We start from the raw sequence: 11,528 nt of genomic DNA, 5'->3' as shown, positions 1-11,528 counted from the left end.
ATGCGTAGGTGTACGACCGGTGTGCTCGCGGCCTGCTGCTCCTTGCTGGCGCTGGCGACGGCGACCGGCTGCGGAGCCGCCGACATGACCGAGCAGGCCTCGCCCTTCGCCAACGCGCAGGGCGCGAGGACCGTGACCCTCTCCACCCAGTCCTGGGTCGGCGCGCAGGCCAACGTGGCCGTCGCGCAGTATCTGCTGGAACACGAACTCGGCTATCGCGTGGACACCGTGCAGGTCGACGAGGTGCCCGCGTGGGACGCGCTCAGCCAGGGCCGGGTCGACGCGATCCTGGAGGACTGGGGCCACCCCGAGCAGCAACAGCGGTACGTCGAGGACAAGAAGACGATCGTGGACGGCGGCGGCCTCGGTGTCACCGGACACATCGGCTGGTTCGTACCGACGTACTTCGCGAAGCAGCACCCCGACGTGACGAACTGGAAGAACCTGAACAAGTACGCCGACCGGTTGCGCACCGCGGAGAGCGGCGGCAAGGGCCAACTGCTCGACGGCTCACCCTCGTACGTCACGAACGACAAGGCGCTGGTGAAGAACCTGGACCTCGACTACCAGGTGGTGTTCGCCGGTTCGGAGGCGGCCCAGATCACCCAGATGCGGCAGTTCGCCAAGGAGAAGAAGCCCTTTCTCACGTACTGGTACTCGCCGCAGTGGCTCTTCGAGAAGGTGCCGATGACGGAGGTGAAGCTGCCCGCGTACAAGGAGGGCTGCGACGCGGATCCGGAGGAGGTCGCCTGCGCCTATCCGCACACCCCGCTGCGCAAGTACCTCAACGCGGACTTCGCGAAGTCCGGCGGCGGGGCCGCGGAGTTCCTGAAGAGGTTCAAGTGGACGACCAAGGACCAGAACGAGGTCTCCCTCCTGATAGCGGACCGGAAACTGTCCCCGGAGGAGGCGGCGAAGCGGTGGGTGCGGGGCCATGAGCCGACGTGGAGGTCATGGCTGGAGAAGTAGCCGCCGCTCCGCCGCGGCCGTCGTCACTTGTGCTGGCCGGCCGTGTAGTGCCCCGGTGTGAGGCGGCAGGTCACGCCGAAGCGGTTCCACGCGTTGATCACCGTGATCGAGGCGAGCAGCTGGGACAGTTCGGTCTCGTCGAAGTGCCGGGCGGCGGTCTCGAAGACCTCGTCCGGGACGAAGCCGTCCGTCAGGACCGTCACGGCCTCGGTCAGCGCGAGCGCCGCGAGCTCCTTCTCCGTGTAGAAGTGCCGGGACTCCTCCCAGGCGCTGAGCTGGACGATCCGCTCGACGCTCTCGCCCGCCGCGAACGCGTCCTTCGTGTGCATGTCGAGGCAGAACGCGCAGTGGTTGAGCTGCGAGGTGCGGATCTTCACCAGCTCCAGCAGCACGGGGTCGACGCCCTGCCGGGCAGCCGCGTCCAGCCGGACCATGGCCTTGTAGACCTCGGGGGCGAACTTCGCCCACTGGAGTCGGGGGGTGTCCTCGGGGGCGTACGAGGTGTCCTTCGCGGTGCCGTTCTCTGTCGTCGTCATGCTGTCGACCCTACGAGCGAACCAGCCCAGGAGTATGGTCCATTTCCATGGCTGGATCTTGGGCCACTTTCGGAGTGGATCTGCATGTGGAGGTGGCGCGTACCCGCTCCGGCCTGCGCAGAGGCCTCACGGACGCGCTGCGGGAGGCGGTACGGGGCGGACGGCTCTCACCGGGCATCCGGTTGCCGTCCTCACGGTCACTCGCCGCCGACCTGGGCATCGCCCGCAACACGGTCGCCGACGCGTACGCCGACCTCGTCGCCGAGGGCTGGCTCACGGCACGCCAGGGCTCGGGCACGCGCGTGGCACAGCGGGACGTGCCGGTCCCGGCCTCGCCCGCGCGCAAACCCCGGTTGCCCCGGGGACCCGCGTACGACCTCGTCCCCGGCACCCCGGACCTCGCCTCCTTCCCGCGCGCCGAGTGGCTCAAGGCGTACCGCCGGGCCCTCACGGCGGCCCCGAACGACGCCCTCGGTTACGGGGATCCGCGCGGCCGTGTCGAACTGCGCACCGCCCTCGCCGGTTACCTGGCCCGCGCCCGCGGTGTACGCGCCGACCCCGACCACATCCTCATCTGCTCGGGTTTCGTGCACGGGCTGATGCTGCTCGGGGAGGTGCTGCGGCGGCGCGGCGCACGAACACTCGCGGTCGAGTCGTACGGGCTCGATGTGCACTGGGGCCTGATCGAATGGGCGGGGCTGGAGTCGGTGCCGCTGCCGTTCGACGAACTGGGCACGCGGACGGACGACTTGGCGCAGCACGGTGACGGTGGCAGTGGCGGCAGTGGCACCGTCGGCGGGGTGCTGCTCACGCCCGCCCACCAGTTCCCCATGGGCGTGCCGCTGCGTCCCGACCGCCGTGCCGCCGTCGTCGACTGGGCGCGGCGCTCGGGCGGGCTGATCCTGGAGGACGACTACGACGGCGAGTTCCGCTACGACCGCCAGCCCGTGGGCGCGCTCCAAGGGCTCGACCCGGACCGCGTGGTGTACTTCGGCACCGCCAGCAAGGCTCTCGCGCCCGGCCTGCGCCTCGGCTGGCTGGTCCTGCCGCCGGACGTGGCGCCCGAGGTCATGGCGGCGAAGGGCGGCGCGGACTGGTCGTGCGGGGTCCTGGACCAGCTGACACTGGCGGAGTTCCTCAGCTCGGGCGCCTACGACCGTCATGTGCGGGCCTCCCGCCTCCGTTACCGGCGCCGTCGTGACCAGCTCGTCGCGGCCCTGGCGGCCCGCGCCCCGTCGGTCACGGCCACCGGTATCGCGGCCGGTTTCCACGCCGTGCTGCGGCTCCCGCCCGGCACCGAGCAGTCGGTGGTCCGCGCGGCGGCCTGGCACGGCCTGGCGGTCCACGGCCTGACCGCCTACCGCCACCCGGCGGCCACACCCCCTCCGGCGGACGCCCTGGTCGTCGGCTACGGAACCCCATCGGACAGCGCCTGGCCAAGAGCCCTGGAAACGCTGTGCGGGGCACTGCCCTAGGCCGCGCGCCCCGAGCATGGCCCGACCCCTGGCCGCCCCGCCTCTAGGGCGTGCTCGGTCGCGCGTTCGCATCCTCGGGCGCACACAGCATTCCAAAGAGTACAAATTGACCGCAGGGGAAGGCGAGTTGGGAGAGCCGCTTGTACAACCTGGGTATGTGATCTTTACGCTGTCGGACTGACGGGCCCGGAGGACGGGCCGGACGGGGGAGAGACATGGCGGAGCAGCGCAGAAGACTTCGGTCCAGCACGGTCGTACTCGGTGGCATGGGCATCCTCGCGACGGCCCTCACCTCGTGCGGCTCCGACCCCGACCGCCGCTGCGTGGACCGGGACAGCTACGACTACGCGGGCAGCTACAAGATCGTCGCCGACAGGAACTGCGCGTCCGGCTCCGGCTCCACGTCGTCGGGCAGGAAGCGCGGGAGCAGCACGGTCGACGCCGACTGGTACTACGACGCCGACGTCTCCGGCGGGCGCGCCGAGGACGGCACCTTCAGCCGCAGCGAGGCCGTCGACCGGGACGGTTTCGGCTGCTCGGACTCGGGCAGCGGCGGCGGCTGACCAGGACGCGGAACGTACTGACGGATCTACGGACACACGACTGTGGAACGGCGAACCATGGAACCGCGCGCCGGCTGGCAGCGGACGGTCGAGGACCAGGGGCTCATCTACCCCCTCACCCGTTACCCGGACGACTCCCTGCGCCCCTACTGGGACGAGTCCGCCCACTACGTCTTCTCCCTGCCCGAGGTCGAGGCCCTGGAGCAGGTCGTCGAGGAACTCCACACGATGTGCCTGGCCGCGGCCGAGTACATCGTCACCGAGAACCGCCTCGCCGACCTCGGCATCACCGACCCGCGGGTGGCGGAGCCGGTCGCCGAGGCCTGGCGCCGCCGCGCCGAACTCCCCTCCCTGTACGGGCGTTTCGACCTCCGCTACGACGGCACGGGCCCGGCGAAGCTCCTGGAGTACAACGCCGACACCCCGACCTCACTCGTCGAGGCCGCGAGCCCCCAGTGGTTCTGGATGGAGGAACGCTTCCCCGGCGCCGACCAGTGGAACTCCCTCCACGAACGGCTCGTCGAAGCCTGGCGCAGACAGGCCTCCCTCCTCCCGCCCGGCAGCCCCCTCTACTTCGCGCACTCCGCCGCCGACGAACTCGGCGAGGACCTCATGACGGTCGGGTATCTGAAGGAGACCGCGGAACAGGCCGGCCTCGACACCGCCTGGATCGCGATGGAGGAGATCGGCTGGGACCGCCTCTCCGGACGTTTCGTCGACAAGCGCCTCCGCTTCATCCGCAGCTGCTTCAAGCTCTACCCCTGGGAATGGCTCACCACCGACCGCTTCGCCCCGCATGTCCTCGCCACCCTCGACAACGGCGGCGGCACGGGCACGACGATGTGGATCGAACCCGCCTGGAAGATGCTGCTCAGCAACAAAGCCCTCCTCGCGATCCTCTGGGAGCTGTACCCGGACCACCCGAACCTCCTCCCCGCCTACCTCGACGGCCCCCGCGACCTGGCCACCACCAGCGGATACGTGGCCAAGCCCCTGCTCGGCCGCGAAGGCGCCGGCGTCACCGTCCACGAACCGGGCCCCGGCACCGTGACCATCCGCGAGGAGGCCTGCTGCTACCAGGAGCTGGCCCCCCTGCCGTCCTTCGACGGCAACCGGGTCGTCCTCGGCGCCTGGGTCGTCGAGAACGAGTCGGCCGGCCTCGGCATCCGTGAATCGTCCGGCCTGGTGACGGACGAATACGCGCGCTTCCTGCCCCACGTGATCCTCTGACCCACGGCGGAGGCCGGTCCCGACCGCCCTCCGCCGTCGCTCGCATGGTGGACGGCGGGACCTCTCCTCGGGGCGCTCCCGGTACGCTGATCCACGGGCCGTGACTGGCGCGCTGGGATGGGATCGACCATCGGGGAGCGGCCCGGGAACTGTGTGCCGTGCGCCTGGGCCGAACCGTGAACGCCGAACGCCACGTCCGGAGGCCGTCATGCCAGAGCCCCTTTCCACCGAATCCACCGCCTTCCGCAGCGCCCTCGAAGTGATCCGTGCCGTCGAACCCCGGATCGCCGACGCCATCGGGCAGGAGGTCGCCGACCAGCGCGAGATGCTCAAGCTGATCGCCTCCGAGAACTACGCCTCCCCGGCCACCCTCCTCGCGATGGGCAACTGGTTCAGCGACAAGTACGCGGAAGGCACCGTCGGCCGCCGCTTCTACGCCGGCTGCCGCAACGTGGACACCGTCGAGGCCCTCGCCGCCGAGCACGCCCGCGAGCTTTTCGGCGCCGAGCACGCCTACGCCCAGCCGCACTCCGGCATCGACGCCAACCTCGTCGCCTTCTGGGCCGTCCTCGCCCAGCGCGTCGAGGCCCCGGCCCTGGAGAAGGCGGGCGTCCGCAACGTCAACGACCTCTCCGAGGCCGACTGGGCCGAACTGCGCCAGGCCTTCGGCAACCAGCGCATGCTCGGCATGTCCCTGGACGCCGGCGGCCACCTCACCCACGGCTTCCGCCCGAACATCTCCGGCAAGATGTTCGACCAGCGCTCCTACGGCACCGACCCCACCACCGGCCTCATCGACTACGAGGCCCTGCGTGTCACCGCCCGCGAGTTCAAGCCGATGATCATCGTCGCCGGCTACTCCGCCTACCCCCGTCTCGTGAACTTCCGGATCATGCGCGAGATCGCCGACGAGGTCGGCGCCACGCTCATGGTCGACATGGCCCACTTCGCCGGCCTCGTCGCGGGCAAGGTCCTCACCGGGGACTTCGACCCGGTCCCGCACGCCCAGATCGTCACCACGACCACCCACAAGTCGCTGCGTGGCCCGCGCGGCGGCATGGTCCTGTGCGACTCGTCGCTCGCCGACCAGGTCGACCGCGGCTGCCCGATGGTCCTCGGCGGCCCCCTTCCGCACGTCATGGCCGCCAAGGCGGTCGCACTCGCCGAGGCACGCCGCCCCGAGTTCCGCGACTACGCCCAGGCCGTCGTCGACAACGCCCGCGCCCTCGCCGAGGGCCTGATGCGGCGCGGTGCCACGCTGGTCACCGGCGGCACGGACAATCACCTCAACCTCATCGATGTCGCCTCCTCCTACGGCCTCACCGGCCGCCAGGCCGAGTCGGCCCTGCTCGACTCGGGCATCGTCACCAACCGCAACGCGATCCCCGCCGACCCGAACGGCGCCTGGTACACCTCGGGCATCCGGATCGGCACGCCCGCGCTGACCACCCGGGGCCTCGGGGCCACCGAGATGGACGAGATCGCGGGCCTCATCGACCGCGTCCTCACCAGCACGGAGCAGGGCACCACCAAGAAGGGCACCCCCTCCAAGGCCCAGCACGTCCTCGACCCGAAGATCGCGGACGAGATCTCCCACCGCGCGACCGACCTCCTGACCGGCTTCCCGCTCTACCCGGAGATCGACCTCGGCTGAGCCCCCGGCCGCCCGGGGCCGAGCATCCCGGCCCCGGACACCCCGGGTCCGGACCCTTCGGCCCCGGCTGCTCCGGCCCGGGTCGTCTCACAGGTCGATCAGCTCCTGTCGTGGCTCCCGCGGCGGCCGTGGCTCACGCCCGGCCGCCGCGCGGCGTATCAGCGGAGTGCCGCCGGAGCCGAGGACGAGCCCCGCGGCCAGGCCGGCCATCAGCTCCTACTCCTGTCCTGGCGCCCGTTCCGGCCCCCGCCCCGGCGCCCGCTCCAGCGATCTCGCGATCTCCACCGCCCGTGTCTTCGACGCCACGCCCTCCAGCCGGAGCGTCGTGTCACCTCCGTGCGTCCACAGCAGCGTGGGGCCGGCGGTTCGGACCGAGCGGGTGAAGTCGCCGTCCGAGTCCACCAGCCAGAGCCGCAGAAGATGCGGCTCGGGGAACCAGAGCGCACTGCCTTCGGCGGTTTCCGCGTCCTCGTCCAGCAGGACGTACTCCGGCGGCTTCGGCACGACCTTCGCGAAGCCGGGGCTCAGCGACGCCGGGTACTCGTCGAGCCGGATCGTGTGCCCCCGCTCGCGCCAGCACAGGCTCATCAGGAACCGCTCCTTCGGCTCCCGGGTCACCGTCACCGCGTCCGGAGGCCCGAGGGCAGGCGGTGTGCGGGACGCGAACCCGGCCCGCCGCTCGGCCTCGGCGAGTGTGAGGGACGGGCCTCCGCAGCCGGGTACCCCGGCGCGGGGCGACGGCTTCACCGAGGGGTCGTGCCGCACCTCGACCCCGCCGAAGTCGAACCAGTCGACGACCGCGGCGCGTACCGGAGGCGTGAGCACGAAAACCGTCAGCAGACCGCACAGACCCGCGGTCAGGACGCGCCCGCGCGCCCGCACCCAGCGGCGCGTCGCCCGCAGCCGCTCGGCCGGGGTCGGCGGCTCGGCCACCGGGGTCGGTACCCGCTCGGCGAGTATCTGTTCCAGCACCCGCTCGACCATCGAGTCGCCGCCGGGGTCCCCGGGCCGGTTCATCGACCGTCCGAGCGCCCGCAACTCCTCCGTCAGCCGCGAGACACCCGCGGGCCCAGGCCCAGGTCCAGGCTCGGGTACAGGCCCCTTCCCGCACCCCGCGCCCCGCCTTCGCCGCCCCTCGTCACCGGAGGCCGCGCCGCCCCCGCCGCCCCCGCCTCCGGCCTCGGCCTCGTACCGCTCATCCATGCTCATCACCTCCTCTCCGTGACCTCTGATCCCCCGGCCCTGCCAGCCCCTCCCGGGCTGCCGCTCCCTCCCTCATCCGGGCGTCCCCAGGCCGTTCCCGGTGGGGTTCGAAATCCGGTAGGAGTCTGCTCAGCTTCCGCAGTGCGCGGTTGAGGCGGGATTTCACCGTCCCGCGCGGCCAGCCCAGGGCCTGGGCCGTCTCCGACTCGTCCATCTCCAGCAGATAGCGGTAGGTGACGACCAGCCGGTGCTCCTCGCCGAGGCTCTCCAGGGCGGTCAGCAGCGCCGTCCTGCGCTCGGTCTCCAGCGCCGCGGTCGCCGGGTCCGCCGATTCCGGTATCAGCGGCTCCGCCACCACGAGCGCGGCCTCACGGCCGGCCAGGGTCCGCTGCCGCACCGCCGTCCGCACTGTGTTCCTCGTCTCATTGGCGACGATCGAGAGCAGCCACGGTCTGAACGCCGCGCCGTCCCGAAAGCGCCCCAGGGAGCAGTAGGCCTTGAAGAAGGCCTGCTGCACCACGTCCTCCGCGTCCGCCCCCGCCCCCAGCGCCGCGGCCGCCCTGAGCGCGAGGCCCGTATGGGCCCGCACCAGCTGTGCGTACGCCTCCGCCTCCCCGGCGCGCACGCGTGCGATGACCGCGTCCTCATCGACGATGCGGCCCCCCTCCCGCGCCCCCACGCTCGTCCTCACACCCTTGTTACACCGCCGGAGACAGATCGGTTCCCACCTGTTTCCGACCAGTTCCGGAGTGGGCCCCGGCACCTGAGAGAATGGTGAGCATGGCCTCTGATCGTCCCCGTGTGCTTTCTGGAATCCAGCCCACCGCAGGCTCGTTCCACCTCGGCAACTACCTCGGCGCCGTCCGCCAGTGGGTGGCCCTGCAGGAGTCCCACGACGCCTTCTACATGGTCGTGGACCTGCATGCGATCACCCTTCCGCAGGACCCCGCGGACCTGCGCGCGAACACCCGGCTCGCCGCCGCCCAGCTGCTGGCCGCCGGGCTCGACCCCGAGCGCTGCACACTCTTCGTCCAGAGCCACGTCCCCGAGCACGCCCAGCTCGCGTGGGTCATGAACTGCCTCACCGGCTTCGGCGAGGCCTCCCGCATGACCCAGTTCAAGGACAAGTCCGCCAGGCAGGGCGCCGACCGCGCCTCGGTCGGTCTCTTCACGTACCCGATCCTCCAGGTCGCGGACATCCTGCTGTACCAGGCCAACGAGGTTCCGGTGGGCGAGGACCAGCGCCAGCACATCGAGCTGACGCGGGACCTCGCCGAGCGGTTCAACGGCCGTTTCGGGCAGACGTTCACGGTGCCGAAGCCGTACATCCTCAAGGAGACGGCGAAGATCTTCGATCTTCAGGACCCGGCGATCAAGATGAGCAAGTCGGCGTCGACGCCGAAGGGCCTCATCAACCTCCTCGACGAGCCGAAGGCCACCGCGAAGAAGGTGAAGAGCGCGGTCACCGACACGGACACGGTGATCAGGTTCGACCCCGTGGAGAAGCCGGGCGTCAGCAATCTTCTGGGCATCTACTCCACCCTCACCGGCACCGGTATCGCGGAACTTGAGCAGAAGTACGCCGGCAAGGGCTACGGTGCGCTGAAGACGGACCTGGCGGAGGTCATGGTCGACTTCGTGACGCCCTTCCGGGAGCGCACCCAGCAGTATCTGGACGACCCGGAGACGCTCGACTCGATCCTGGCCAAGGGAGCGGAGAAGGCTCGCGCGGTCGCGGCGGAGACGCTCTCCCAGACGTACGACAAGGTGGGTTTCCTGCCCGCCAAGCACTGATCGCCGAGCATCGGCCGCCGGTACGGGAGCCCGCAGGGGAGCCCGTACGACGGCCGGGACGAGACCAGGACAACACCGGCACGACATCCGGAACGGGCCTGCACCGCCGTACAGTCGATAGCCGAACCGGCGGCGACCCTCGCCCGACCGGAACGCCAACACGGTGGAACAGAACATCGGCACGACGACAGGAGACGACGTGGGGACCGTAACGATCGGTGTGTCGATCGCGGTCCCGGAGCCACACGGCAGCCTGCTCCAGGAGCGGCGCGCGGGCTTCGGCGACCCCGCGGCTTCCGGCATTCCCACCCACGTCACACTGCTGCCGCCGACCGAGGTCGAGCGGTCGGCGCTGCCCGCGATCGAGACGCATCTCGTGGAGGTCGCGGCGGCCGGCCGCCCCTTCTCGATGCGGCTGCACGGGACGGGAACGTTCCGTCCGCTGTCCCCGGTCGTGTTCGTGCAGGTGGTCGAGGGTGCCGAGGCCTGCACCTGGCTGCAGAAGCAGGTCCGGGACGCCTCCGGGCCCGTGGCGCGCGAGCTGCAGTTCCCGTACCACCCCCATGTGACCGTGGCGCACGGCATCGACGACGAGGCGATGGACCGCGCCTTCGAGGAACTGGCGGAGTACGAGGCGCACTGGCCGTGCACCGGCTTCGCGCTCTACGAGCAGGGGCCCGACGGTGTGTGGCGCAGGCTGCGCGACTACGTCTTCGGAGGCGCGGTCGTACCGCCGCAGGCGGCCCATGTGGAACGGGGCCCGCTCCCGGCCTGCTGACCGGCCCGCAACACCGCGATCGGCCGATCGCGGGATCAGATGATCACGGGATCGGATGATCTCGGGTTCTCGGGATCAGGGACGAAGGTCCAGGGGGATCATGCGCAAGATCGTGACGGGACTCGCCGTACTCGGCCTCGCGCTGACCGGATGCGGTACGGGCGCCGGCGAGGGCGGCGGTCGCGGGACTCGCGGTGACGGCGGGGCGAAGTCGTCCGGGATGAGCTGGGCGTACGACGAGATCCTCGACGAGGGCAGCCTGTCGGACGTGCTGGCGAACGGCGCCGACGACGTCTGGGCCGTCGGCACGGTCACGGAGAGCACGGACCCCTCGTCCGTCGAGACCTCGTCCGTCGAGCTGGCGTCCAGTGAAGGGTTCCTGCTGCACCGCGACGGCACGCGGTGGAAGCGGCAGCCGATGCCCGCGGCGCTCGGCGACAGCGTCCACCAGGCCCGACTCGACGGCCTGGGCTCCGGGGAGTTCCTGCTGACGGCCGCGCGGCAGGACACGACCACGTCGCGGACGGCGCACTGGGACGGTACGGAGTGGACCGTTCTGCCGCGGCTTCCCGGCGGCGGCCGGGTCACGGAGATGAAGGCGTTCGCGGCCGACGACATCTGGGTCCTGGCCACCGGGTCCCGGTTCCAGCACTGGGACGGCACGCGGTGGACCGCCGCCCCGCTGCCCGACGGCGTCACCGCCACCTCGCTCGACGGCGTCGCCGCCGACGACCTGTGGGCGGCCGGATACCGCAGCACCGGTGACGGCACCGACGGCCACGAGATGCAGCAGCCGGCCGCCGTGCACTGGGACGGCAGGGCCTGGCGGCAGGCCGACATGCCCGAATACCGCTTCCCGGACCCGGTGCCCGCCGAGCCGAGCGCCTCGGTCGCCCGCATCCTCGCCTTCGCCGCCGACGACGTCCGTGCGTACGGCGCGCACAGCTTCAACGCCGGCGAGGGGGTGGAGGAAGACCCGGAGGAAGGGGCGGTACGGCTGCGCTGGGACGGCTCCCGCTGGAGCAAGGTGGCCGACGCGAAGGGCGACTGCGCCGGGCGGGTCCCCGTGGCCCGGGACGGCACCGGCGGGCTCCTCCTGGACGACAGCCGCTACGTCACCGGCGACGGCGTCTGTACGAAGATCGGGCGGCCCCGGCTGCCCGACGGGGGTGGGGTCCGGGCCGACTCGCGGCAGTCGCTGTGGCTGTCCGCCGTGGTGGCCGTGCCCGGGACCGACCAGGTTCTCGGCGTAGGCCGTGTCCAGGTCAACCAGAGCGGTGACCCGGTGAACAAGACCGTCATCGTGTCGCTCGACAGGTAGAACAG

At 71.2% G+C, this 11,528-nt stretch carries 12 protein-coding genes and 1 riboswitch; of the genes, 8 read left to right on the top strand and 4 right to left on the bottom strand.

Annotated elements, in window-relative coordinates; translation table 11 throughout:
* Positions 1 to 969 (top strand): ABC transporter substrate-binding protein, encoded by a 969-nt coding sequence (locus tag IE278_RS06375; RefSeq protein WP_189769606.1) that lies wholly within the window; start codon positions 1 to 3, stop codon positions 967 to 969.
* Between the two features lie 23 nt (positions 970 to 992).
* On the opposite strand, the gene IE278_RS06370 is transcribed toward IE278_RS06375, so the two are convergent.
* On the bottom strand, positions 993 to 1,505 hold the full coding sequence (locus IE278_RS06370) for a carboxymuconolactone decarboxylase family protein (RefSeq protein ID WP_189769604.1): 513 nt from the start codon (positions 1,503 to 1,505) through the stop codon (positions 993 to 995).
* Positions 1,506 to 1,552: 47 nt separating this feature from the next.
* On the opposite strand from IE278_RS06370, the gene pdxR reads away from it, so the two are divergent.
* From pdxR to IE278_RS06350, 4 genes are all read left to right on the top strand, one after another.
* Positions 1,553 to 2,980: a MocR-like pyridoxine biosynthesis transcription factor PdxR gene (pdxR, locus tag IE278_RS06365; protein ID WP_189769602.1), complete on the top strand. Its 1,428-nt coding sequence runs from the start codon at positions 1,553 to 1,555 to the stop codon at positions 2,978 to 2,980.
* Between the two features lie 215 nt (positions 2,981 to 3,195).
* The gene (locus IE278_RS06360; RefSeq protein WP_189769601.1) at positions 3,196 to 3,543 is read left to right on the top strand and encodes a hypothetical protein; all 348 of its coding nucleotides are present in this window, start codon (positions 3,196 to 3,198) and stop codon (positions 3,541 to 3,543) included.
* Between the two features lie 42 nt (positions 3,544 to 3,585).
* Entirely contained in the window at positions 3,586 to 4,773 is a 1,188-nt protein-coding gene (locus IE278_RS06355; protein ID WP_189769600.1) for a glutathionylspermidine synthase family protein, read from the top strand.
* Between the two features lie 90 nt (positions 4,774 to 4,863).
* Positions 4,864 to 4,950: riboswitch (ZMP/ZTP riboswitch) on the top strand.
* Between the two features lie 31 nt (positions 4,951 to 4,981).
* Complete coding sequence (locus IE278_RS06350) at positions 4,982 to 6,427, top strand: glycine hydroxymethyltransferase (RefSeq protein WP_189769599.1); 1,446 nt, start codon at positions 4,982 to 4,984, stop codon at positions 6,425 to 6,427.
* An 87-nt stretch (positions 6,428 to 6,514) separates the two neighbouring features.
* On the opposite strand, the gene IE278_RS42895 is transcribed toward IE278_RS06350, so the two are convergent.
* The 3 genes from IE278_RS42895 to IE278_RS06340 are packed head-to-tail and all read right to left on the bottom strand — an operon-like array spanning position 6,515 to position 8,309.
* Positions 6,515 to 6,637: a hypothetical protein gene (locus IE278_RS42895; protein WP_265646771.1), complete on the bottom strand. Its 123-nt coding sequence runs from the start codon at positions 6,635 to 6,637 to the stop codon at positions 6,515 to 6,517.
* A 6-nt stretch (positions 6,638 to 6,643) separates the two neighbouring features.
* On the bottom strand, positions 6,644 to 7,630 hold the full coding sequence (locus IE278_RS06345; protein WP_246570013.1) for a hypothetical protein: 987 nt from the start codon (positions 7,628 to 7,630) through the stop codon (positions 6,644 to 6,646).
* Positions 7,623 to 8,309, bottom strand: coding sequence for an RNA polymerase sigma factor (locus tag IE278_RS06340; RefSeq protein WP_189769598.1), 687 nt, complete (start codon positions 8,307 to 8,309; stop codon positions 7,623 to 7,625). The genes IE278_RS06345 and IE278_RS06340 overlap by 8 nt, the downstream gene beginning before the upstream one ends.
* 101 nt (positions 8,310 to 8,410) lie before the next feature.
* Here IE278_RS06340 and trpS point away from each other — a divergent pair, with 101 nt between their 5' ends.
* From trpS to IE278_RS06325, 3 genes are all read left to right on the top strand, one after another.
* Positions 8,411 to 9,424 carry a tryptophan--tRNA ligase gene (gene trpS / locus IE278_RS06335; protein ID WP_189769597.1) on the top strand — a complete coding sequence of 338 codons (1,014 nt, stop codon included), beginning with the start codon at positions 8,411 to 8,413 and terminating at the stop codon, positions 9,422 to 9,424.
* Between the two features lie 199 nt (positions 9,425 to 9,623).
* Positions 9,624 to 10,202, top strand: coding sequence for a 2'-5' RNA ligase family protein (locus IE278_RS06330; RefSeq protein WP_189769596.1), 579 nt, complete (start codon positions 9,624 to 9,626; stop codon positions 10,200 to 10,202).
* Positions 10,203 to 10,302: 100 nt separating this feature from the next.
* Positions 10,303 to 11,523 carry a hypothetical protein gene (locus IE278_RS06325; protein WP_189769595.1) on the top strand — a complete coding sequence of 407 codons (1,221 nt, stop codon included), beginning with the start codon at positions 10,303 to 10,305 and terminating at the stop codon, positions 11,521 to 11,523.
* Positions 11,524 to 11,528: the final 5 nt, after the last annotated feature.

Source organism: Streptomyces tauricus (assembly GCF_014650955.1).
GTDB classification, from domain to species: domain Bacteria; phylum Actinomycetota; class Actinomycetes; order Streptomycetales; family Streptomycetaceae; genus Streptomyces; species Streptomyces tauricus.
This window is presented reverse-complemented; position numbering and strand designations above follow the sequence as displayed.